The sequence below is a fragment of the Ideonella sp. BN130291 genome (assembly GCF_036231905.1).
GTDB lineage: Bacteria > Pseudomonadota > Gammaproteobacteria > Burkholderiales > Burkholderiaceae_C > CAMLIZ01.
Map to the genome: position 1 here is coordinate 495,626 of NZ_JAZARE010000001.1, position 23,013 is coordinate 518,638.

The 23,013-nt window shown below is 69.0% G+C and carries 19 protein-coding genes; 4 read left to right on the forward strand and 15 right to left on the reverse strand.

The window, feature by feature from the left end; translation table 11 throughout:
- Positions 1 to 3: 3 nt before the first annotated feature.
- From VPH43_RS02335 to VPH43_RS02360, 6 genes are read right to left on the reverse strand one after another with little or no spacing between them, the layout of a single operon-like run.
- Positions 4 to 1,206 carry a urate hydroxylase PuuD gene (locus VPH43_RS02335; RefSeq protein ID WP_328576033.1) on the reverse strand — a complete coding sequence of 401 codons (1,203 nt, stop codon included), beginning with the start codon at positions 1,204 to 1,206 and terminating at the stop codon, positions 4 to 6.
- Between the two features lie 11 nt (positions 1,207 to 1,217).
- Positions 1,218 to 2,063 carry a transporter gene (locus VPH43_RS02340; protein ID WP_328576034.1) on the reverse strand — a complete coding sequence of 282 codons (846 nt, stop codon included), beginning with the start codon at positions 2,061 to 2,063 and terminating at the stop codon, positions 1,218 to 1,220.
- A 10-nt stretch (positions 2,064 to 2,073) separates the two neighbouring features.
- Positions 2,074 to 3,303 (reverse strand): M20 family metallopeptidase, encoded by a 1,230-nt coding sequence (locus VPH43_RS02345; protein ID WP_328576035.1) that lies wholly within the window; start codon positions 3,301 to 3,303, stop codon positions 2,074 to 2,076.
- The gene (gene uraD, locus VPH43_RS02350) at positions 3,300 to 5,075 is read right to left on the reverse strand and encodes a 2-oxo-4-hydroxy-4-carboxy-5-ureidoimidazoline decarboxylase (protein WP_328576200.1); all 1,776 of its coding nucleotides are present in this window, start codon (positions 5,073 to 5,075) and stop codon (positions 3,300 to 3,302) included. The genes VPH43_RS02345 and uraD overlap by 4 nt, the downstream gene beginning before the upstream one ends.
- Positions 5,076 to 5,077: 2 nt before the next feature.
- The gene (gene puuE / locus VPH43_RS02355; RefSeq protein WP_328576036.1) at positions 5,078 to 6,025 is read right to left on the reverse strand and encodes an allantoinase PuuE; all 948 of its coding nucleotides are present in this window, start codon (positions 6,023 to 6,025) and stop codon (positions 5,078 to 5,080) included.
- Between the two features lie 4 nt (positions 6,026 to 6,029).
- Positions 6,030 to 6,764 carry a GntR family transcriptional regulator gene (locus VPH43_RS02360; protein ID WP_328576037.1) on the reverse strand — a complete coding sequence of 245 codons (735 nt, stop codon included), beginning with the start codon at positions 6,762 to 6,764 and terminating at the stop codon, positions 6,030 to 6,032.
- 88 nt (positions 6,765 to 6,852) lie between these two features.
- On the opposite strand from VPH43_RS02360, the gene uraH reads away from it, so the two are divergent.
- Together uraH and VPH43_RS02370 are read left to right on the forward strand one after the other, a co-directional pair.
- Positions 6,853 to 7,206 (forward strand): hydroxyisourate hydrolase, encoded by a 354-nt coding sequence (gene uraH / locus VPH43_RS02365; protein ID WP_328576038.1) that lies wholly within the window; start codon positions 6,853 to 6,855, stop codon positions 7,204 to 7,206.
- Positions 7,207 to 7,313: 107 nt separating this feature from the next.
- Complete coding sequence (locus VPH43_RS02370; RefSeq protein WP_328576039.1) at positions 7,314 to 7,544, forward strand: DUF3606 domain-containing protein; 231 nt, start codon at positions 7,314 to 7,316, stop codon at positions 7,542 to 7,544.
- 36 nt (positions 7,545 to 7,580) lie between these two features.
- On the opposite strand, the gene amaB is transcribed toward VPH43_RS02370, so the two are convergent.
- The 3 genes from amaB to VPH43_RS02385 are packed head-to-tail and all read right to left on the reverse strand — an operon-like array spanning position 7,581 to position 11,338.
- A complete protein-coding gene (amaB, locus tag VPH43_RS02375; protein ID WP_328576040.1) occupies positions 7,581 to 9,080 on the reverse strand; it encodes an L-piperidine-6-carboxylate dehydrogenase in 1,500 nt (499 codons plus the stop codon).
- A 33-nt stretch (positions 9,081 to 9,113) separates the two neighbouring features.
- Positions 9,114 to 10,313 carry an aminotransferase-like domain-containing protein gene (locus VPH43_RS02380; protein WP_328576041.1) on the reverse strand — a complete coding sequence of 400 codons (1,200 nt, stop codon included), beginning with the start codon at positions 10,311 to 10,313 and terminating at the stop codon, positions 9,114 to 9,116.
- Positions 10,310 to 11,338, reverse strand: a complete 1,029-nt coding sequence (locus VPH43_RS02385; protein ID WP_328576042.1) for a 2-oxoadipate dioxygenase/decarboxylase family protein — start codon at positions 11,336 to 11,338, stop codon at positions 10,310 to 10,312. Before VPH43_RS02385 ends, VPH43_RS02380 begins: the two co-directional genes overlap by 4 nt.
- Positions 11,339 to 11,437: 99 nt before the next feature.
- On the opposite strand from VPH43_RS02385, the gene VPH43_RS02390 reads away from it, so the two are divergent.
- Positions 11,438 to 12,325: a LysR substrate-binding domain-containing protein gene (locus VPH43_RS02390; RefSeq protein ID WP_328576043.1), complete on the forward strand. Its 888-nt coding sequence runs from the start codon at positions 11,438 to 11,440 to the stop codon at positions 12,323 to 12,325.
- A 66-nt stretch (positions 12,326 to 12,391) separates the two neighbouring features.
- Here the strand turns inward: VPH43_RS02390 and VPH43_RS02395 are convergent, their stop codons facing one another.
- Positions 12,392 to 12,898 carry an Lrp/AsnC family transcriptional regulator gene (locus VPH43_RS02395; RefSeq protein WP_328576044.1) on the reverse strand — a complete coding sequence of 169 codons (507 nt, stop codon included), beginning with the start codon at positions 12,896 to 12,898 and terminating at the stop codon, positions 12,392 to 12,394.
- A 130-nt stretch (positions 12,899 to 13,028) separates the two neighbouring features.
- Here VPH43_RS02395 and VPH43_RS02400 point away from each other — a divergent pair, with 130 nt between their 5' ends.
- Positions 13,029 to 16,610, forward strand: a complete 3,582-nt coding sequence (locus VPH43_RS02400) for an indolepyruvate ferredoxin oxidoreductase family protein (protein WP_328576045.1) — start codon at positions 13,029 to 13,031, stop codon at positions 16,608 to 16,610.
- A gap of 43 nt (positions 16,611 to 16,653) precedes the next feature.
- On the opposite strand, the gene VPH43_RS02405 is transcribed toward VPH43_RS02400, so the two are convergent.
- The 5 genes from VPH43_RS02405 to VPH43_RS02425 all read right to left on the reverse strand — a co-directional run bounded on the left by VPH43_RS02405 (position 16,654) and on the right by VPH43_RS02425 (position 22,800).
- Positions 16,654 to 17,349 carry an RES family NAD+ phosphorylase gene (locus VPH43_RS02405; protein WP_328576201.1) on the reverse strand — a complete coding sequence of 232 codons (696 nt, stop codon included), beginning with the start codon at positions 17,347 to 17,349 and terminating at the stop codon, positions 16,654 to 16,656.
- Between the two features lie 5 nt (positions 17,350 to 17,354).
- The gene (locus VPH43_RS02410) at positions 17,355 to 17,768 is read right to left on the reverse strand and encodes an MbcA/ParS/Xre antitoxin family protein (protein ID WP_328576046.1); all 414 of its coding nucleotides are present in this window, start codon (positions 17,766 to 17,768) and stop codon (positions 17,355 to 17,357) included.
- 68 nt (positions 17,769 to 17,836) lie between these two features.
- Positions 17,837 to 18,856, reverse strand: a complete 1,020-nt coding sequence (locus VPH43_RS02415) for a glycosyl hydrolase (RefSeq protein WP_328576047.1) — start codon at positions 18,854 to 18,856, stop codon at positions 17,837 to 17,839.
- A gap of 31 nt (positions 18,857 to 18,887) precedes the next feature.
- Complete coding sequence (locus tag VPH43_RS02420; RefSeq protein WP_328576048.1) at positions 18,888 to 19,994, reverse strand: acyltransferase family protein; 1,107 nt, start codon at positions 19,992 to 19,994, stop codon at positions 18,888 to 18,890.
- A gap of 106 nt (positions 19,995 to 20,100) precedes the next feature.
- Positions 20,101 to 22,800: a TonB-dependent receptor gene (locus VPH43_RS02425; RefSeq protein ID WP_328576049.1), complete on the reverse strand. Its 2,700-nt coding sequence runs from the start codon at positions 22,798 to 22,800 to the stop codon at positions 20,101 to 20,103.
- Positions 22,801 to 23,013 lie beyond the last annotated feature (213 nt).

The following is a 23,013-nucleotide window of genomic DNA, read 5'->3' on the forward strand; positions in this document are numbered from 1 at the left end:
CCTCTAGCGCGTGGCCGCCTGCTCGCTCACCCACCGGCCGAGCAGCGCACGCTCCTCGTCGGTGATGCCGGTGGCGTTGTTCAACGGCATGGTGCGCGCCACCACCGCCTGCTGGTAGATCGCCTGTGCATGCTGGCCGATCAGGGCCTCGGTGTGCAGCATCACGTTCTTGTTGCTCAGCTGCGCGTTGTGGCACACCACGCAGCGCTGGTCGATCACCGCTTTCACCTGCGCCAGGCTCACAGGGGCGGCCTGCGCCGCCGCGCGCGGTGCCGGTGCGGGCGCCAGGGCCACCACCAGCGCGGCCAGCAGAGCCGTCCCCACGGCGGCCGCAGCCCAAGGCGGCCGCCGGCCCTGCACCTTGGCCTTGTGCCGCGCCACGAAGAAGTGGCGGATCAGCGCACCGCCCAGCATCAGCACCACCAGCACCAACCAGTTGTGGCGGCCGCTGTAGAGAAAGCCGTAGTGGTTGCTCAGCATGGCCACCAGCACGGGCAGGGTGAAGTAGGTGTTGTGCACGCTGCGCTGCTTGCCGCGCTGGCCGTGCACCGGGTCGGGCTGCTCGCCGGCACGCAGCTGCGCCACCACCTTGCGCTGACCCGGGATGATCCAGAAAAACACGTTGGCGCTCATGGCCGTCGCCATCATGGCGCCCACCAGCAAAAAGGCCGCGCGGCCGGCAAACAGCTGGCAGGCCAGCCAGGCCGCCGCGGCCAGGATCAGCGTGATCAATGCACCGGCGATCGCATCGCCGTGGCGGCGTGGCCCGACCACGCGGCACACCGCGTCATACGCGAACCAGAACACCACCAGGAAGCCGAGCGAGGCAGCAATGGCCGCCGCGGCCGACCAGTCATGCACGCTCTTGTCGATCAGGAAGCTGCCCGCGTTGAACAGGTACAGCACCGTGAACAGGGCAAAGCCGGTGAGCCAGGTGGAATAACTTTCCCAGTAGAACCAGTGCAGGTGCTGCGGCAGCTGCGGCGGGGACACCATGTACTTCTGCGGGTGGTAGAAGCCACCGCCGTGCACGGCCCACAGCTCGCCATCCACGCCTTTGGCCACCAGGTCGGGCGCGGTCGGGCGGGTCAGGCTGTTGTCCAGGAAGACGAAGTAGAACGAGGAGCCGATCCAGGCGATCGCGGTGATCACATGGGCCCAGCGGAGCAGCAGGTTGGCCCAGTCGAGCAGGTAGGTTGTGTCCATGCGATCTCGCCCTAGAACAAGCGCGCCGTCAGCACCGTGAAGCCACAGAACACCGACCACTGGCCGTCGCCGGCACGCAGGCTGTGCGCCAAGCCGGCGTCCAGCGCCAACGTTTTCGATACGGTGTAGCTCGCCGCCACCAGCGCCTGCCGTGTCGCTTCAACGCCGCGCTGCTGGGTCCCCGAAAGCTCCCCCACCCACCCCCAGCGCTCGGTGAGCGAGCCCGACAGCGAGGCCGCCCACAAGGCCTGCAGGCGGCTGGCACCGCCTTCCACCCGGCCCAGGCGGGTGGCGGCGAGGTTGAGGTCAGTGTGCAGGCTACCGACGTCGGCGCTGTAGATGCCGTTGAGGGTGTAGTCCGACTTCCCGCTGGAGACGGCGTGGTGCCCGGTCGGCAGGGTTGCACCGAGTTCGACACCAAAGGCACGGGCCTCATCGACGGCGAAGCGGCGTTTCAGCACCAGGCTGGTGTCGCCCACGCCGCTGAGGCGCTCGCCTGCGCCGGCGTCCTGCCGCACCCAGGCCTCGCCGCCCAAGCGGATGCCCCAGTCCGGCGTGAACGCCAGCTTCAGGGCATAGGGCAGGCTGTCCCGCCGGGCCGAGCGCGCGGCATGGTCGCTCTGCAGCCCCACCTCCACCTCCAGCCACCCAGGGGCCGACAAGGCCGCCGGCGTGGACACGCTGGGGCGGTACGGCGTGACGGCGGGTTCGTCGTCCGCGTGCGCCGCCGTGGCCAGCAGGGCCAGCACGGCACCGGCCAGCACACGGTGCCGCGGCGTGGCGGGGAATGACAGGCGCAGCACACCACGCGGCACAGCGAGTGGAGGCCGCGCCGGCGTGGGGAAGTCGGGATGCACGATCACCCCTTCAGGCCAGCAGGTCGAACAGGGTGCGGGCCACCACCTGGGTGGCGCGGCGCAGGTCGTCCAGCACCAGGTGCTCGTCGGCACGCTTGGCGTTCGACTCCAGCACCGTGCGCGGCCCGGCGCCGTAGATCACCGCCGGGACGCCCTGCGCACAGTACAGCCGCACGTCGGTGTACAGCGGCGTGCCGCTGGTGGGAATCGGCTCACCGAACACGGCCTCGCCATGTTTCTGCAGCGCGGCCACCAGCGGCGCATTGCCGGGCAGCGGCGTCAGCGCATTGGCGAGCAGCAGGCGCTTGATCTCCACGCTCACGCCGGGCCGTGCTGCTGCCGCCTCCTCGATCACCCGCCGCACCTCGGCTTCGACCTCGGCCGGGTTCTCTTCCGGGATCATGCGGCGGTCCAGTTTGAACACCACCTTGCCGGGCACCACGTTGGTGTTCGTGCCGCCTTCGATGCGGCCCACGTTGAGGTAAGGATGCGTGATGCCGGGCACCTTGGACGTGATGCCCTGGTAATGCACGTTGCGCGCATACAGCGCGTTGAGGATGGCCACCGCCGCCTGCAAGGCGTCCACGCCTGTGTGGGGAATCGCCGCATGCGCCATCTTGCCGTGAACAGTGACCTCCATCTGCAGGCAGCCGTTGTGGGCGGTGACGACCTGGTAGCTGAAACCCGCGGCGATCAGCAGATCGGGTCTCGTGAGGCCTTGCTGCAGCAGCCAGCCGGGGCCCAGCTCGCCGCCGAACTCCTCGTCGTAGGTGAAGTGCAACTCCACCCCGCCCTTGAGCGGCAGACCCAGCGCTTCGAGTGCGCGCAAGGCGAACGTGTAGGTGGCGAAGTCGCTCTTGCTCACCGCGGCGGCGCGGCCGTAGAGCCTGCCGTCCACCACCTCGCCGCCATAGGGATCGTGGGTCCAGCCCTCCCCGGGGGGCACCACGTCGCCATGCGCGTTGAGCGCAATCACCGGGCCACCCTCGCCATAACGGCGACGCACGATGAGGTTGGTGAGGGACTGCAGGCCATAGGCCTTCACCGCGTCCGCCGGCACAGTGTGCGCTTCGGCCTGCAGGCCGAACTGCGACAGCAGCTCGGCGGTTCGTTGCGCATGCGGCGCGTTGTTCCCGGGCGGCGTGTCGGTGGGCACACGCACCAGTTCCTGCAGGAAATGCACCTCTTCGTCGAAGTGGGCGGCGACCCAGTCGTCCAGGGCTTGGTAGGAGTGGCTCATGAGGGCTCCGCGGCCAATAGGTCCAGCAGCTGCGCAAAGGCCTGCACACACAGCTCGGCGTCGTCGCTGGAAATCGTCTCCAGCGGGTTGTGGCTGATGCCCGAGTTGCCGCCGCGCAGGAACAGCATCGCCTGCGGCAGGATCTCGTGCAGCTTCATCGCGTCGTGGCCGGCGCCGCTGGGCATGCGGTGCACCGGCAGGCCCAGGCTCTGCACCGCGCGCTCCCAGCGCTGCTGCATGGCCGGGTCGCTGGGCGCGGCGGCGGCGCGCATCGTTTCTTCCAGCGTGCACTGCAGGCCGCGGCGCTGCACGATGGCGCCGAGCTCCCGGCGCACGTCGGCCACCAGAGCGTCGCGGGCCGCGTCGGTGGTGGCGCGCAGGTCCAGGCTGAACAGGCAGCGGCCGGGAATCACGTTGATGGAGCCATTGGGCACCTGCAGCTGGCCCACGGTGCCCACCACGTCGGGCACCGCACTCGCACGCCGTTCGACGTAAAGCACGAGCTCGGCCACGGCCGCGGCGGCATCGCGGCGACGGTCCATCGGCGTGGTGCCGGCATGGCTGGCCATGCCGGTGACCTCGCCGACGAAACGCATGCCGCCGTTGATGGAGGTCACCACGCCCAGCGGCAGGTCCATCTCGTTGAGCACCGGGCCCTGTTCGATGTGCACCTCCACGAAGCCGAGGTAACGCGCGGGGTCTCGTTTCAGCGACGCGATCTGCGTGGGGTCCAGCCCCGCCTGCTGCATCGCCTGGCGCATGGGGATCCCGTCGGCGTCCTGCTGGTCCAGCCAGGCGGCGTCGAAGTGGCCGGTGAGCGCACCGGAGCCCAGGAAGGTGGCCTTGTAGCGCTGGCCCTCCTCTTCCGCAAAACCCACCACCTCGATGCCATAGGGCAGGCGCCGGCCGGCGCGGTGCAAGGCCCGCACGCAGGCCATGGGCACGAAGATGCCGAGGCGGCCGTCGTACTTGCCGCCGTTGCGCACGGTGTCGTAGTGCGAGCCGGTGAGCAGCCGGCGCGCCTTCGGGTCGCTGCCGTGATACACCCCGACCACGTTGCCCACTGCGTCGATGTGCACCTCGTCGAAACCGCACTCGGCCATCCACGCTTGCAGCTGCGCGGCGCAGGCGCGGTGGGCCTCGGTGAAGTAGGTCACCGTCAGTTCACCGCGTTCGGCATACCCCGGGTCGCTGTGGCGGGCCAGCGCTTCGGCCCAGTCCCACACCTGTTCGCCCTGCGTGGGCGTGGCGCCGAACTTGTCGTTCAGGCGGATCTCCGCAATGCGGTGGATGTTGCGCAGGCACTCGGCGAGTTCATGGTCCGGGTGGCCGGCCAGGCGGCGCTGGAAGGTCTGGATGATCTCCTGGCGTGACAGCCCGGTGCCGCGCGGCCCGCGCACCGCCAGGATGAAGGGCCAGCCGAAGCGCGCGTTGTAGTCGGCGTTCAGGCGTTGCAGGGTGTTGAACTCGTCGGGCGTGCATTGGGTGAGCCCGGCCGCGCTTTGTTCGTGGGTGGATTCGGCGGTGAGCGCGTTCGCCACCATGGCCTTGCCGGCCAGCTCCGGGTGCGCCCGCACCAGCGCCAGCTGCTGCCCGCGCGGCGCCTCGCGCACGATGCGGGCCAGCGCATGTTTCAGCTGCGCCAGCGACACGAACGGCCGGTCGCGCCAGGCGCCCTCGGCCACCCAGGGCGAGTGTTCATACGTGCCGTCCAGCAGCGCGACGAACTCCGCTGCGGTGGCCTGGTTCAGCCGGTCCAAGGTCAACATCAGGTTCACTCCCAGACAAAGGCGGTGGCGGGGTCGAAGGGATGCACCTGCTTCCAGTGGCGCGCGATGTCGATGCGCCGGCACACCCACACCCTGTCGTGCGCCGCAATGTGGTCCAGGAAGCGTTGCAGCGCCCGCATGCGGCCGGGCCGGCCGAGCAGCCGGCAATGCATGCCGACGCTCATCATCTTCGGCGCGTGCTCGCCTTCGGCATACAGCACATCGAAGCTGTCGCGCAGGTAGTGGAAGAAGTCCTCGCCGGTGGCGAAGCCCTGTGCGCTCGAGAAGCGCATGTCGTTGACGTCCAGCGTGTAGGGCACCACCAGGTGCGGCGCCAGCGTGCCGTCGGTCTTTTTCACCTGAAGCCAGTAGGGCAGCTCGTCGGCATAGGAATCGCTGTCGTATTCAAAGCCGCCGAAGTCCGCCACCAGGCGACGGGTGTTGGGGCTGTCGCGGCCGGTGTACCAGCCCACGGGCCGCTCACCGGTGAGGCGCTCGATGATCTGCATGCCGCGCGCCATGTGCGCCCGCTCGGTGGCCTCGTCCACGGTCTGGTAGTGGATCCAGCGCCAGCCGTGGCAGGCGATCTCATGGCCCAGTTCGCGAAAGGCGGCCGTGACTTCCGGATGCCGCTCCAGCGCCATGGACACGCCGAACACGGTGAGCGGCAGGCCGCGCTGCTCGAACTCGCGCAGCAGGCGCCACACGCCCACGCGCGAGCCGTATTCGTAGATCGACTCCATGCTGAGGTGTCGGGCCGGGTAGGCGGCCGGGTTGAACATCTCCGACAGGAACTGTTCGCTGCCAGCATCACCATGCAGCACCGAGTTCTCGCCGCCTTCTTCGTAGTTCAGCACGAACTGCACCGCCACACGGGCCTGGCCCGGCCACTGTGCGTGCGGTGGATGGCGGCCGTGGCCGATCAGGTCGCGGGGATAGCGCGGTGTGGTCATGAGGTCATGCCATCAAGGCGGTGGCGAGGTCGCTGGCGCGCGGATGCAGCCGCAGGTTCTGCTCGACGTTGGCCAGGTGCGATTCCATCAACTTGACGGCCGCACGGGTGTCGCGGCGCTCCAGCGCATCGACGATGGCCACGTGCTCGTCCTGCGAGTGTTCGGCGGAGTGCGACGACTGGTACATCAGCGAGATGAGCGAGCTGCGGCTCAGCAGGTCGGCCAGCAGCTGCGCCAGCACCTCGTTGCCCAGCATGCGCGCCAACAGCACATGGAAGTCCGCGAGCAGCCGGGTGCGGCCCGGCACATCGGTGCGGTTCACCGCTTCCCGCTCGCGCTGGAGGTGGGTGCGCAAGGCGGCGACCTGGTGCGGCGTGATGGCGGGCGCCAGCTGCCTCACCAGCGCGGCTTCCAGCAGCTTGCGCACCTCGAACACCTGGCGGGCCTCCTCCACGCTGGGTTCGGCGACGAAGGCGCCGCGCGCGGGCTGCAGGGTCACCAGGCGATCCCGGCTCAGCTGGTTGAGCGCCTGCCGCACCACCGTGCGCGACACCTTGAACAGGTCGGCGACCTGCTGCTCGGCCAGCTTGGTGCCGGGCATCAGGCGCCGCTCGACGATGGCGGCGGTGATGGCGTCGACGATGCGCTGCGTGGTGGTGGCGCCCGCCTCATCGTCCGGCGCGCCGCGCGCCGCCGTGCGCGGCTTGAGCGTCTTCAAGGGGGCGGGCGTGCGCGCCATGAGTGGGCCGAAATGGAAGCTGGTTGCGCTGTATGCCCAAGTGTATACACTTTGCGGCAACCGCAAACAGGCACCCGCCAAGGCATCCATGAGCAAGCTCACCACCCATGTGCTGGACACGATGAATGGCTGCCCCGCCGCCGGCATGGCGGTGGCGCTGTTCCGGCTGGAAGCGGGCAGCGTGCAAGCGCTGAAGTCGCTGACGCTGAACCTTGACGGCCGTGCCGACGCGCCGCTGCTGGCCGGTGACACCTTGGTGACCGGGCGCTACCGGCTGGTGTTCCAGGTGGGCGCGTATTTCAAGGCACGCGGCTGCGCCTTGCCCGAGCCGAGCTTCCTCGACGAGGTGCCCATCGAGTTCGGCATTGCGGACCGCCACGCGCACTACCACGTGCCGCTGCTGGTCAGCCCCTGGTCGTACTCCACCTACCGGGGCAGCTGAGCCGCTTGTGGCCGGCGGGCGATAACCCTGTCGCCCGCGCGGACCGCTTGCCCGGTCTGCCGGCGTGGCGCATCGTGCGGGACATGACGGCTTTGCAGGAGTTCGCAATGCACCAGCCCACCCCGCTTCCCGCCACCGCGCCGGCTGCCACGCTGCAGCCGGACACTGCACGCATCGAGATGCGTCGCGACACGGACATCGCCTACTGGTGCCGCGTGCTGGACGTGAGCCCGGCCGAGTTGCGGCGCGCCGTGCAGCATGTCGGGCCGCAGGTCGCGGCCGTCCGGCGGCATCTGCGGCGCGAGCCGCCCCTGTGGGTGCACGACAGCGGGTTCTAAGCGCCCCCAGACCTGCAGCAGCGAGGGCTTACCGGCTCAGAACTGCACGCCCTGCGCGAGCGCCACGCTGCGCGAGTAGTTGATGGTGTTGGTGGCGCGGCGCATGTAGCCCTTCCAGGCGTCGGAGCCGCTCTCGCGGCCGCCGCCGGTTTCCTTCTCGCCACCGAAGGCGCCGCCGATCTCGGCGCCGCTGGTACCGGCGTTGACGTTGGCGATGCCGCAGTCGCTGCCGGCCGCGCTGAGGAAACGCTCGCTCTCGCGCAGGTCGTTGGTGAAGATGGCGCTGGACAGGCCGTGCGCGGCCGCGTTGTTGAGCGCGATCGCTTCATCCACGGTCTCGAAGGCCAGCACGTAGAGGATGGGCGCGAAGGTCTCCTCCAACATCGGGCCGCATTGCGACGGCATTTCCACCAGCGCCGGGCGCACGTAACAGGCGTTGGGCGCACCGGCCACGTCCACCCGCTCGCCGCCGAACACCTTGCCGCCGGCATCACGCGCCGCCTGCAGCGACGCCTGCATCGCCTCGAAGGAACGCTGCTCGAACAGCGGGCCCACGCGGGTGGCGTCGTCCAGCGGGTTGCCGATGGTCAGGCGCCCGTAGGCCGCCTTGATCTCGTTGACCACCTGTTCGTACTTGGAGCGGTGCACGAACAGGCGCCGCGTGCTGGTGCAGCGCTGGCCCGCCGTGCCGGCGGCTGCGAACACCACGGCCGGCAGCGCCACCGACAGGTCGGCGCTCTCGCACACGATGGCGGCGTTGTTGCCGCCCAGCTCCAGGATGCTGGGCTTGAAGCTCTTGGCGCAGGCCAAGGCGACGGCGCGGCCCATGCGGGTGCTGCCGGTGGCACTGACGTTCTTCACGCCCGGGTGGCTCACCAGTTGCTCACCCAGGTCGGCCTGGCCGATCAGCAGCTGGCTCAGGCCGGTCGGGTCCACACCGGCGTCGCGCGCGGCGCGCTCGAACAGGCCCTGCATGGCCAGCGCCGACAGCGGCGTCTTCTCGCTCGGCTTCCACAGCAGGGTGTTGCCGCACACCAGCGCCAGGCTGGCGTTCCAGGCCCACACCGCCATCGGGAAGTTGAAGGCGCTGATCACCAGCGTGGGGCCCAGCGGATGCCACGACTCCAGCAGCTTGTGGCCGGGGCGCTCGCTGGCGATCAGCAGGCCATGCAGCTGGCGCGACAGGCCGACGGCGAATTCACAGATGTCCACCACCTCCTGCACTTCGCCCAGGCCTTCGGTGCGGATCTTGCCCACCTCGATGGAGATGATTTCGCCCAGCGCCGCCTTGTGCTGGCGCACCAGCTCGCCGAAGGAGCGCACCACCGCGCCGCGCACCGGCGCCGGCACTTCGCGCCAGGCGACGTAACGTTCGTGGGCGGTGGCCACGGCCAGGTCGGCCGCCTTGGCGTCGTGGGTGGCCACGCGGGCGATCACCTCCTGCGTGATGGGCGAGCGGACTTCGAGCGTGCCCTGGTTGGGCACCGGCAGGCCGAGCTGGTCGAAGAGGGAAGCAATGCGTTGGGCCAGGTTCATGGGGGTCACCAGTTGAATGTCTCGAAGTTGTTCTCAGGCGGTGCGCAGCGCCTGCCGCAGCACACGCGCCAGGCGTTGCGCGCCGGTGTGCAGGCGCTCGACCGATGGGTGCGCAAAGCTCAGGCGCAGGTGGCCGGCATCGGAGCCGTCGGCACTGAATTCGCGGCCCGGCACGAAGAGCACGCGGTGCTCGCGGAACAGCGCCTTCCAGTCGGTGCCGGCAGGCGCTTTGCCGCGCAGTGTGCCCCAGATGAACATGCCGCCGCGCGGCGGCTGCCAGCTCATCAGGTCGGCCGCATGGGTTTGCAAGGCGGCATGCAAAGCCTGGCCCTTGGTGGCGTAGTGGCGGCGCAGCGCGGCCAGGTGGCCGGCCAGCCAGTCGCCCCGCAGCAGCTGCACCAGCACGCCCTGGTCGACCAGGCCGGAGTGGATGTCGGCGGCCTGCTTGGCCAGCACCACGGCGCGGCGCAGCGCCGGCGGCGCGAGCAGCGCGCCCACGCGCAAGGCCGGCGCGATCGTCTTGCTGAAGCTGGTGAGGTACACCACCTGCGCGCCGAGGCGGTGCTCTTCGTTGAGCTGGTGCAGGGTAGGCGGCGCAGCGGCTTCGTCGAAACCGAGGCAGCGATAGGGGTCGTCCTCGATCAGCACCGCGCCGGCCGAGGCCGCGGCCTTCAGCAGCTCGATGCGCCGCTGGGTGCCCATGAGCGCGCCGGTGGGGTTGCCGTAGGTGGGCACCAGGTAGATGGCCTTGACGCGCTGGCGGCCGGCCAGATCGGCCAGTGCCTGGGGCAGCATGCCCTGCTCGTCGGCCGCCACGCCGGCGATGCGCGCCTCGCAGAAACGAAAGGCCTGCAGCGCTGCCGGATAGGCATGCGCTTCCACTGCCACCGTGTCACCCGCGTCCAGCAGGGTGCGCGCCGCCAGGTCGATACCCTGCTGGGAGCCGGTGGTGATGACCCAGTCCTCCGGCCCATGCGGCCCCAGGTGCGTGGCGAGGAAGCCGGCGATGGCTTCTTTGCAGGCCGGCAAGCCATCGGTCGGGCCGTACTGCAGCACTGAAGGGTTGTCGCTCGCGAGCGCGCGCGCGTAGGCCTCGCGCACCGGCGCCAGCGGCAGCAGCGCCGGGTCGGGCATGCCGCCGGCCAGCGACACCATGTCGGGCTCCTGCGCCAGCAAGCCGAGTTCGCGGATGGCCGAGCCCTGGGCCTTGGCGAAGAGCGCGCGAACGCTCACGCCGCCACCTCTGCCGCGGTCATCTTGAAGATGCCGGTGGCGTTGCCGCTGTCGAAGCTCAGGTCCAGCGGCGCACCGGCGGCCGCCTCGATGCGGTCGCGGCTGATGAACTCGTAGAAGGAGCCCGGCACCGCCCGTGTCACCAGCTGGCCTTCGTGCACGAAGGAGCGCATCACTTCGGCGGCCTTGAGCGCCGTCTGCCGCACCCGGCCGGTGGCCGATACCTCCACGCTCGCCTTGATGCTGTAGCGCTCGCGCCTGAGCTGCTCGGCCAGCCGGTGCACGTCGGCCACCCGGTCGGTGGCGTGGTTGAACACGTTGCCTTCGGTGGCAATCCAGGCCATCTCGGGCGACTCGGCCAGCAGGGTGTCATAGTCGGCCAGCCGCACATCGGCATGCTGGCGGTCGAAGCAGCGCACCAGCGCCTCCAGCAGGCGGCGCGCTTCGTCGAGCTGCAAGGCCTTGTCGCGCCGCAGGCGCTCCACCAACGCCAGATCCGCCGGGCTCAGCGGATCGCCGGAGCTGCCCACGACGCGGCTGACCGCCTGCTGGAAGCGCTCGCTGAAGCGCTCGGGGTGCAGCTCGGACACGAAGTACTGCGGCAGGTCCTCCGGCAGGTCCTCATGCACATAGGAGCGGCCGGTCATCTTCAGCCGCGGCAGCGGATAGGTGCCACCCAGGCGATACCCCAGCGCGCTCAGAAACCGCGTGAAGGCCGCTTCGCCAGGCGGCAGCTCGCCGCTGGGCCAGGCCACGGTGCGCAAGGCGCCATGGTCGAACACGATCTGGCCCTTGGCGTCATACACCCGCTGCAGGTAGTGGTCGGCTTCCGGCACCCGGCGCAGCAGGTCGCTGAACAGCACCAGCCCCAGACCGAAGCTCAGCTCCGCGCGGCTGATCACGTCCGGGTCGGCGCTGTTCAGGGTGATCGGCTGGGGAAACTGCAGCACGCTCCACAGGCGGGCGTTGGACACGAGCTCCGGGCGGTGGTCCAGCAGGCGGCGGACGTTGGACTGAAAGGGCATGGAAGGCGGGCCGGGTAGAGAGAAACCCGCGGACTGTGTCGCATTCCTTGCACTCCATCAAGCGATAAAATTTCCTTGTTTCATTCCAGCAAGGATTGCATGCGCCGCCTTCCTTCGATGACCGCCCTGCTGGCTTTCGAGGCCGCCGCCAACCAGGCGAGCTTCACCAAGGCGGCGCAACAGCTGTCGCTCACCCAAAGCGCCGTCTCCAAGCAGGTGCAGGCGCTGGAGCGCCACCTCGGCCGGCGCTTGTTCGAGCGCCGCGGCAAGGCGATCGCGCTCACCCTGGCGGGCGAGCAGCTGATGCGCCAGCTGCCAGGCTGGCTGAGCGCTGGCGAGCGCCTGTGCGGCCAGCCGGCCGGGCGCGGCAGCGTGGGCGGGCCGTTGAAGCTGGCCGTGCTGCCGACTTTTGGCACCCAGTGGCTGGCGCCGCGGCTGGGCGAGTTCCTGGCGCAGTACCCGCGCATCGAGCTCACGCTGGAAAGCCGGGTGCTGCCCTTCGACTTTGCGGCCACCGACTTCGATGCCGCCATCCACTACGGCCAGCCGGAGTGGCCCGGCGCGCAGCTGCAGCGGCTGTTCGGTGAGGTGACGGTCGCCGTGGCCGCGCCGGCTGTGGCCGCCGGCATCAAGACGCCCCAGGACGCCCTGCGCCAGCGCTGGGTGCTGCAGACCACACGGGCGCAGGCCGTGGCGGATTTCCAGAGCTTCCTCAAGGCGCCCGCGCCGGCGGCGGCCACCTTGCCGCCGCTGCATGTGGAGCAGTTCGCCACGCTGGTGCGCATCGTCGGTTCGGGGGCCGGCATCGGCCTGGTGCCCGAACGGTGGGTGCAGGACGAGCTGGCCGCGGGCCGGCTGGTCACCCTGCTCGGTTACGCCCGCACCGAAGGCGCGGCCTACCACGTGGCCACACCCACGGGCCGAGCGGCGTCTCTGGCATGCGCGGCTTTCGTGCGCTGGATCGGCGAACAGGCGCAGGGCGCCTGAGCGGCCGGCCCAGGCGCGGCGGCGATACCCGCCTAGGCGTACGGGCGAGCCGAAAGCGCGCCGCGTTCAGCGCGCCTTGCGCGGCTTGGCCTCGGGCTTGCGGGCCGGCGGCTCGATCGGCAACCGCAGCTCCGACTTCACTTCCTTCAGCACCACGCTGGAGCGCACATGGGTCACGCCGGGGAGCTTGAACGCGGTCTCGTGCAGGAACTGCTCGTAGCCCTTGATGTCGGGCACCAGCACCTTGATGACGTAGTCCGCCTGGCCGGTGGTGGAGTAGCAGCTCACGATCTGCGGGCAGTCGGCCACCGCCTGCTCGAAGCGGCGCACGTCGTCCTCGTTGTGGCGGGTGAGGTTCACCTCCGCGATCACGCACAGCGACAGGCCCACCTTCTCGCGGTCGATCAGCGCGGTGTAGCCGCGGATGATGCCGGCCGCCTCCATGTCCTTCACCCGCTTCCAGCAGGGCGTGCTGGACAGGCCCACCCGTTCGGCCAGCTGCTGCACCGTCTGGCGGGAATCGCGCTGCAGCTCGGTGAGCAGCACCACGTCATGTCTGTCTAGCGGTTCCATTCTTCTGTTTCCCGGTTTGGAGGAAAAACGTTCCTGCCGGATTGTCAAACCGAAGGAAGAAAGAAGCAAATTCCGCCCTTGTTTGCGTACGCTTGACGCTCCTCAAAGAGAGCCGACCAGAGCACCCGCCATGCCCGAGACAAGCCCTTCCTCCTCCGTCGTCCGCCCCGAGTACAAGCTGAGCGACAGCCTGTGGGCACGCGAGGGCCAGATCTTCCTCACCGGCACCCAGGCGCTGATCCGCCTGATGCTGATGCAGCGCCAGCGCGACGCCGCCATCGGCTGGAACACCCAGGGTTTCATCAGCGGCTACCGCGGCTCGCCGCTGGGCATGGTGGACCAGGCGGTGTGGAAGGCCGGCAAGAAGTTCGAGGAGCAGGGCCTGCGTTTCCTGCCCGCGATCAACGAGGAGCTGGGTGCCACGGCAGTGCTGGGCACCCAGCGGGTGGAGGCCGACCCCGAGCGCACCTGCGACGGCGTGTTTGCCATGTGGTACGGCAAGGGCCCGGGCGTGGACCGCGCCGCCGACGCGCTCAAGCACGGCAATGCCTACGGCGCCTCGCCGCATGGTGGCGTGCTGATGGTGGCCGGGGACGACCACGGCTGCGTCTCGTCCTCCATGCCGCACCAGAGCGACCAGGCCTTCCAGGCCTGGCATGCGCCCATCGTGTCACCGGGCAACGTCGCGGAGTACCTGGAGTTCGGCCTCTACGGCTGGGCCCTCAGCCGCTTCTCGGGCAACTGGGTCGGCTTCACCGCCTTGAGCGAGGTGGTGGAAAGCGGCTCCACGGTGGACCTGGACCTGGTGAACGCCCGCGTGGCCACCTGGCAAGACGCCAACACCGTGCGCCAGATCACCGGCTACACCCCGCCCGCCGACGGCCTGCACTACCGCTGGCCCGACCTGCCGTCGCTCAAGATCGAGCAGCGCCTGCACGCCAAGCTGGACGCGGTGCGCGCCTTTGCACGCGTGAACAGCATCGACCGCCAGGTGGTGAGCGCCGAGCACGCCACCGTGGGCATCGTCACCGCCGGCAAGGCGCACTACGACTTCATGGAAGTGCTGCGCCGGCTCGACGTCTCGCCCGAGGTGCTGGCGCAGCATGGCGTGCGCATCTACAAGCTGGGCCTCACCTACCCGATCGAGACCACCCGCATGCTGGACTTCGTGCGCGGGCTGAAGGAGGTGCTGGTCATCGAGGAGAAGGGTGCGGTGGTCGAGGACCAGTTGCGCGCCCTGCTCTACAACCACCCGGTGCGCCCGGCCATCGTCGGCAAGCACGACGTGGACGGCAAGCCGCTGATCTCCGCGCTGGGTGAGCTGCGCCCGTCGCGCCTGATCGAGACGGTGGCGCACTGGCTGGTGCGCCACTTCCCCGACCTGGACCGCCGCGCGCTGGTGCGCGACTTCACCCTGCCGGACCTGCTCTCCAACGCGAGCGACAGCGTCAAGCGCCTGCCCTACTTCTGCGCCGGCTGCCCGCACAACACCAGCACCAAGGTGCCGGAGGGCTCCCATGCGCAGGCCGGCATCGGCTGCCACTTCATGGCCAGCTGGATGAACCGCGACACCGAAGGCCTGATCCAGATGGGCGGCGAAGGCGTGGACTGGGTGTCGCACGCCATGTTCACGAAGGTGCCGCATGTGTTCCAGAACCTCGGCGACGGCACCTACTACCACTCGGGCTACCTTGCGATCCGCCAGGCGGTGGCCGCCAAGGCCACGCTCACCTACAAGATCCTGTTCAACGACGCGGTGGCTATGACCGGTGGCCAGCCGGTGGACGGCGTGATCACGGTGGATGCGATCGCGCGCCAGGTGGAAGCCGAAGGCGTGAAGCAGGTGGTGGTGCTGTCGGACGACATCGGCAAGTACGACACCATCAAGCACAAGTTCCCCGCCGGCACCGAGTTCCATGACCGCGCCGAGCTGGACACGGTGCAGCGCCGGCTGCGCGAGATGGCCGGTGTGACGGTGCTGATCTACGAACAGACCTGCGCCGCCGAAAAACGCCGCCGCCGCAAGAAGGGCGAGCTGGTGGACCCGGCACGGCGCGTGTTCATCAACGAGCAGGTGTGCGAAGGCTGTGGCGACTGCTCGGTGCAGAGCAACTGCGTGGCGGTGCTGCCGCTGGAAACGCCGCTGGGCCGCAAGCGCAAGATCGACCAGAGCAGCTGCAACAAGGACTACTCCTGCGCCAAGGGCTTCTGCCCGAGCTTCGTGGGCGTGCTGGGGGGCAAGCTGCGGAAGAAGGCGGGCGCTTTGTCCGGCGGCAGTGGCGATTTCATGAAGCGTGTGGACTCGCTGGCGCAGCCCGCTCCCCACACCTGGACCGGCCCCTACGACCTGCTGGTCACCGGCGTCGGCGGCACCGGCGTGGTGACGGTCGGCGCACTGATCTCCATGGCCGCCCACCTCGAAGGCAAGAGCGCCAGCGTGCTTGACTTCATGGGCTTTGCGCAAAAGGGCGGCTCGGTGCTCAGCTTCGTGCGCCTGGCCGACGTGCCGCAGCGGCTGAACCAGGTGCGCATCGACACCCAGCAGGCCGACGCGCTGCTGGCCTGCGATCTGGTGGTGGGCGCCTCGGGCGACGCGTTGCAGACGGTGCGGCACGGCCGCACGCGCATCCTGGCCAACACGCATGAAGTGCCGGTGGCCGAGAGCCTGCACAACCCGGACGCCAGCCTCAAGGTGCCGCAGCTGCTGGAAAAACTGCGCTTTGCCGCGGGGGCCGAGCGGGTGGAGACGTTGGACGCGCAGGCGCTGGCCGAGGCCTTCCTCGGCGACTCGATCGTGTCCAACATCCTGGCGCTGGGTTATGCCTGGCAGCGCGGTCTGGTGCCGGTGAGCCTGGCCGCCCTGCTGCGCGCGATTGAGCTCAACGGCGTGGCGGTGGACAACAACAAGCTCGCCTTCTCGCTCGGCCGCCTGGCCGCCGCGGACCCGGCGGCCATCCAGCAACTGCTGCAGGCCGACCTGGCCGAGGACTCGATGCCCGAAAAGCTGGACGCACTCGTCGCGCGGGGTGTCGCGCACCTCACCGGCTACCAGAACGCCGCCTATGCCCAGCGTTATGCCGACCTCGTGTCCAGCGTGCGCCAGCGCGAGCAGGCCCTGGGCACCGACCCCGCCCTGCCCTTCACGCGCACGGTGGCGCAGAGCCTGCTGAAGCTGATGGCCTACAAGGACGAATACGAAGTGGCGCGCCTGTACACCGACGGCCACTTCGCCGAGCGGCTGAAGCAGCAGTTCGAAGGCGATTTCGAGCTCGAGTTCTACATGGCGCCGCCGGTGATCAGCCGCGCCAGGAACGGCCAGGCGCCGAAGAAGGTGCGCCTGGGCGGCTGGATGCTGCCGGCGATGAAGCTGCTGGCCTCGGCGCGCGGCCTGCGTGGCAGCTGGCTGGACATCTTCGGCAAGACGGAAGAGCGCCGCATGGAGCGCCAGCTGATCGAGGCGTATGTGCAGCGGGTGCAATCGCTGCTCCCGGCCTTGAGCCCCGAGCGGCTGAAGGTGGCCACCGACATCGCCGCGCTGCCGCTGTCGATGCGCGGTTTTGGCCACGTGAAGATCGCCAACGTGGCGCTGGCCAAGGCGCGCGAAGCGGAGCTGCTGCATCGCTTCGACCCGGCGGCGTATCCGCGCCCGGCGGCCAGCAAGGCCGCTGGCCAGATCCGCGGCATCCGGGTCACGACGGCCGCGGCGCGCTGAGCCGGCCCGTACCGAGGCGACCGCCTCTGCGCCGCGCGGCCGCTCACAGGCTGCGCGGCGGTTTCTTCTCGTACCAGTGCGTGATGCGCTGGCCGTCCCAGTGCAACGCGATGTGGGCGCTCTGGCGCGCGGCCTTCAGCGCGCGCGGACGGAACACGCCCACGCACACGCCACCGTCGTGGCGCACGCTGTCGTAGATGACGCCCCAGCTGCCGGCGTCGCGCAGCGCGCGCCCCAGGCGCTGCGGCGCCGAGTAGTCCAGCGGGTGGTACAGCGCCGGTTCGCTGGCGCGCAGCGGCCGCAGGTCGTGCAGCGGCGCCTCCAGGTCGGCGGCGATCAGGCGCAGGTCGATGTCGATCGCCGGCTCCGCGGTGTAGGCCAGGAACACGCCGCGGTGGTAGCTCACCTCGGCGACCGCCGTCTCGCGCGTGTCGGCCGCGTAGTACACGCCGTAGTGGCCGTCGGAGAAGCGCGAGCCGTCCGGGTTCAGGTGAGTGAAGGCCGCCATGATGGGCGTGCTGCCCGGCCCGCTGATGCGCTCGTCCACCGGCACCAGCGGCAGCTGGCCCACCTCGTCGCGGATGCGCGGGTTGGTGAGCGCCTCCACCGCGTACACCACCTCCAGGTCGGCGGGGTCGGCGATCGCGTCGTACAGGCCGACGGTGGGATAGCGCGACGGGATCAGGCGATAGCAGGGCCGCCAGGCGATGGGCTCGACGGCGATGTCCGCGGCCCGCACATCGGTCAAGCCTTGCCTCCGCGTTGGGCGTCCAGGTATTGGCGCACCACGAACAGGTCGGCCACCTGGCCGCCCATCATGCGCTCCAGCGCGGAGCGGCCGGCGAACAGCGGCGCGGCATTGGGCTTGCGGATCCACTCGTCGGCCCGCTCGGGCACCGGCAGCAGGATCTGCAAGGCGGCGTAGATGCCGAACAGGTAGGACAAGCGTTCCAGCACATGCCGGTCCAGCGGGCCGGGCTTGCCCTGCTTCCACTGGTAGAGCGTGGTGCGGCCGACGCCCAGCAGCGTGGTCTGCTCCGCGACGCTCAGTTTCCAGGCTTCGGCCAGGCGCCAGAAGGTGCGTAAAGCGGCCGCGGCCGCAGCGGCGGAGTTCAGGTCAACGGGGTGGAGGTCGGGGGCACGCAGGGCAGCACTCATGCCCGGCAGTTTATTCCGTTAGTGAACAAACTTCAATCGAATGTTCATGCACGAACATCCCCGGCAGATCAAGGCAGCGCCTGCAGGAAGGCCCGGCTGTAGGCCTGCGGCGGCTGCGCCAGGCCGCTGCAGCGGGGGGAAACGCCTGCTTCGGCAGGCGGGCATGGCGTGTCGCGGTCCAGCGACCACCAATGCAGGCCACCCAGCCCTTGCTCGCGCACCGCGCGGCCCAGCTGCTCCGCGTCCGCCAGGGTGAACACGTTCTCCACCACGTCGTTCACGCCGATCATCGCGGTGAGCTCGATGTGGTTCATCGGCACACGCTGGCCCTCGTGCAGGTTCTGCGCCGCGCGCAGCGCCGAGCGCGCCATGTCGCAGCGCTGCCCTTCGGGCGTGGCCTTGAGCACGCAGCGGCTGGCGTGGGCGCGGCCGTAGTTCATCACCATCAGGTTGATGTAGGGGTCGCGCACGCGGTGCTTGCGCAGCGCCGCGAGCACGCGCTGGCCGATGCGGTTGAGGCTGCGGCCGCTGCCATCCGATGCGGCGAAGGTGGGCAGCGTGAAGCTCATGCGCAGGCCCGGGTGGCGCGCCTGCGCCCGCGCGATCTGCCGCACCAGGGCGTTGATGGACGCGTCGGACTGGCCAGCCTCGATGTCGAAGTCGAAGCCCACCAGCTGCGGCGAGGCATAACGCGCGATGAAGCGCTCCATGCCCTCGTCGCTGTCGCAGTGGAACTGCTGCCCCTGGCCGCCGGTGGACACGATGTAGCGCTGCTTCGCCTGCACGAACGCTGCCACGTTGGCCTGCGCAAAGCGCTCGGTGACGATGCCATCGCCCCAGTGTTCGTTGCCGCAGTCGCCGGTGGCAAAGGCCCAGCTGACCACCGCGCCGGGCGCCAGCGCCTGCGCCAGCGGCTGCGCCGGTGTGGTGTCGGCGGGGGCGGCCTGCATCAGGTGCGTGTGGGCATCGAAGGCGAGCGGGGCATGCTTGTAGGGCCCGATCACGAGGGACGGCTCGGCTCGCGCAGCCGGCGCGGCACAGGCCAGCAGCAGCGCCGCCACGGCAGTCGGGATTCGTCCAGCACGCATCGAGGGTCTCCAGGCAAAACGGGCAAACGGTTCAGATCGCGATGTACCAGCGGCGGCGGTCCATGGCCGCCATCAGCACCCAGACCACGCCGGTGAAAGCCACGGCGAACGCGGCCGATGGCACCCAGGGCGGCAGGCCGCTCATCGGCGCGGCAAACAGCGCGGGGTAAAGGTGCTCCATCGCGCCCGTGCCGGCCAGCGCACAAGTGCCCAGCCAGGCCAGCGCGTAGGCCGTGATGGCGTTGCGCCCCATGGCGCGGCCCAGCGGCGGCGCGCCCATGCGGTCGATGAGGCGATGCGCCAGTGCCAGCAACAGCAGGGAGAGGCCACCGGTCCACAGCGCGAACGACGGCGTCCACAGATGTTTGTTGAGCGGCTGCCACCCAGCCCACAGCGCACCCGCCACGCAAGCCGCCAGCCCCATCCCCAGCAGCGCGCCGCCGGCGCCGCGCCGCAGCAGCGCACCGGCCCGCACACCGAGCAAGGTGCTCGCGATGGCCGGCACCGTGCTCAACAGCCCTTCGGGATCATGGGCACGCCCGCTGGCCGCGTCGAACTGGTAGGCATGCGGGCCCAGGATCCAGGTGTCCACCCGATCGGGCAGGTTCACCCATGGCTGCAAGGAGCCGCCCGCTGCCAGCAAGAGGCCGTAGCCAGCCAGCAGCAGCGCCAGCAGCACCCACTGCAGGCCCGCGCGCAGGTACAGCGCCGCCAGGCCGGCCACCGCGTAGCAGACGCCGATGCGCTGCAGCACACCCAGCACGCGGAACGGACGCTGCTCGATCGTGAGCCAGGCCACCGCCTGCAGCAGCAGGCCGAGCAGCAGGATGCGCAAGGCCCGCACCAGCACCTTGCGTGACAGCGCAGCGGCGTCGGCGCCGCGCTCGCGCAGCGGCACCAGGCCCAGCGAGATCGAGACGCCCATGATCACCAGGAACAACGGGAACACCAGGTCGGGCGGCGTCAGGCCATGCCACCGCGCATGCTCCAGCCAGGGATGCACATGGCCCCAGTCACCGGCGTTGTTCACCAGCAGCATCGCGGCCACGGTGAGGCCGCGCAGGGCATCCACCGACTGCAGCCGCGCGGGTGGCGGAGAGGCGGTACCGGTGGCGAATGGCGGTATCGACGGCGGCATCTGAAGCTGCGTTGTTTGCCAGAACAAAAAAGGCGAGGCCGCCAAAGCGCCTCGCCTGGGAAGACGAGGCCGAAGCGAATGCCCCGGCCCGTGGAGACACCTCAGCTCAGATCTGGCCCCGGATGCCGAAGAAGAACTGGCGGCCGTTCTTGTAGAACGCGCGCGGCTGCTCCGGCGTGGCGGCATACGACTTCAGCGTGGGATCGTTCAAGTCCTTGCCCTCGAGGGTGAGGGACAGGTTCTTGGTGATCTTGTAGCCCAGCGACGCCGACACCGTGCCGATCGCGTCCTGGTAGATCGCGCTGTTGCGGTTCAGGCCGTTGAGGAACTTCGAGCGGTAGTTGTACGCGACCCGTGCGTTGAACAGGTCGTTCTCGAAGAAGGCCCCCAGGTTGTAGGTGTTCTTCGAGTTGCCCACCATGTCGCAATTGCCGATGGTCTCGCACGCCGAGCCGGGCGCCTTGCCGGTCTCCTTGCCGTCGGAGTGGGTGTAGTTGGCATTGAAGCCGAAGCCGTTGCCCAGATCCTGCACATAAGCCAGTTCGAAACCGCGCACCTCCGCCTTGGTGTTCGTGGCGGCGCTCATGTTGTATTCCGCGTCATGGCCCAGCGACTGGTTGAAGTAGGTCGCCTTGTACTGGCCATAGGTGACGTAGGTGCTCATGTTCATTGCGAACACGCCAGCCGACACCATCGACTTCGGAGAGAAGTACCACTCGATGCCCAGGTCGAAGTTGTTCGACCGGATCGGCTTGAGCTTCGGGTTGCCGCCGGTGCCTGTGCCCTGGATGTCCTGCAAGCTCAATGCACCCAGCGAGCCGATTTCCGGCCTGGCCATGGTGCGGCTGAGTGCCGCGCGGCCGATCAAGGACTTGGAGAACTCGTAGCGGAGGTTGGCGCTGGGCAGCACGTCGGTGTAGCTGCTGTCGTTGATCACCGGAGCCCACACGTTGTTGGGCGAGCCGTTCTCCACGTGCACCTTGCTGTTCACCAGGCGAAGGCCGACGTTGCCGGACATCGCGCCCACCCCGTAGTCCGCCATCACATAAGCGGCCGAGGTCTTTTCGCGGATGTCGAATTCGCTCTGGTAGGCGTGGTTGGCGAAGGACACGAAGCGGTCGCCCCAGGCGTTCACCGAGTCCGCGGAGAAGGTCCACGCGCCGCTCAGCATGTTCGGCAGCGGGCTGCTGGGAAAGTGCGTCAACCCACCCGTGGGGGCGTTGGCAAGGTCGCCCGCGCCGTCGGCCAGGGTGCCCCCAAGCCAGGTCAGCGTGCGGCGGTGGTTCGCGAACCGCACGCCGAAATGCAGCGCAGAGACGGCTTCCATGTCCAGGCGCAAGGTGGCGTCCGCCTGGGCATAGTCCTCCTTGTCGTTGGTGGTGATGTCCGAGGCCCACCCGCCGAAGAAAGGCGCGCCGGTGCGCGGCGAGAAGGTGCCCGCGTTGTCGATGCTCACGTTGGCCGGTGCATCCAGGCCGTGCAGCGTGATGGTGCTGCCGGAGTAGGCGTTCCACACCTCATAGCCATAGTCGCGTGCATGGCCGGTGCCGCGGGTGGTGCCGAGCTTGCCCTTGATCGAGAGCTTTTCGCTCGGGCGGTAGTCGGCGTCGAGGTTGAGGAATTTGCTCTCCATGTAGGAGCCGGGGCGGGAAATCACGTCCTGCACCGACGCACCCATCTTCGAGCAGTCCGCCACCGGACAGTTGGCCGGGAAGGTGAGCGACGTGATCGTGTCGCCGGTGACCGTATAGCTGCTGGGCACCGCGCTGTTCGCGTCATTCGACCAGTTGTTCGACAACACCTGGTACGGCGACAGCATGAAGTTCGCGTTGATGTTGGTCGCGTTCATGCGACTGTAGAAACCAGAGGCGTCCAGCGTGAGGTCGCTGGTGGGCTTGACCTGCACATCGATCAACCCGCCCTTGCGCACCCGCTCCTGCTGGAACAGCACGGAGCCGGTCAGCAAGGAGATGTTCTTGCCTTCCACTTCGGGGTTGGCGGCGATCCAGGCTGGGGCGAACCATGTGGCGACCTTGTCCCACCACAGGAACTCCTGGCCGAACCGCTGGAGATGCCGCTTCTCGTGGAACGCCTGCACCAGCACACCTACCGTCCCCGGCTCGTTCTTCCAATTGAACAGCGCGCTCACTTGCGGGTCGGTCTTCTTGGCCGCCTCGGTGTAGGCCGCTTCGATGGAGGCCATCGCACTCAGACCAGTCTGGAAGCTGAGTGGCTTGCGCGTCTCGATGTCAACGGTACCGACACCGCCACCCTCGACGATGTTGGCCTGGGACGTCTTGTAGACCGTCACGCGCCCGATGAGCTCCGATGGGAACAGCGAATAGCTGACGCTACGGCCGCCGCTGGTGATGTTGTCCACGTACCAGTCGCCGGTGGACACGGTGTGGCCGTTCAGCGTGGTAAGGGTCAGAAAAGACGGCGTGCCGCGGAGGGCCACACGGTCGTTCTCACCAAAGCCCCCTTCAGCGCCGCCCGCGGTCGCCACGCCGACACCGGGGATGCGCTGCAGGGAGTCGGCCACGTTCTTGTCCGGCATCTTGCCGACGTCCTCCGCGGTGATTACCTCGACCAGCGACTCGGCATTTCGCTTCTGGGTGAGCGACTGCTGCAGCGATGCACGGATACCGGTCACCGTGACAGTCTGGACCTCCTCCTTGGGAGAAGGCGCCGCCTGGCTGGCCGCGGAGGCAGGTGCGGGGGCGGCCTGCTGTGCATGGGCCGCCAGGGCCGCGCCCATCAACGCGAGCGCGACCGCCGATGCAATGGGTGTCTGTTGAATCTTCATGTGCTCCTCTCGACCATGGTTGGCCAGTCTCGCGAAAGCGGCCGTTGTGACGCGGGTCCGGCCTGTGGCATCGTCTTGCTCGCGATGCTTGGGCGGCCGTTCCCCCTGTGAAACCGATCCTGTCCTCCGATGCGTACCACTATACTACCACTAAGGTCCAATATGCTACCAATCCGGAACAAAATTGTTACGGGCGCTTGACCAAGCTGCATC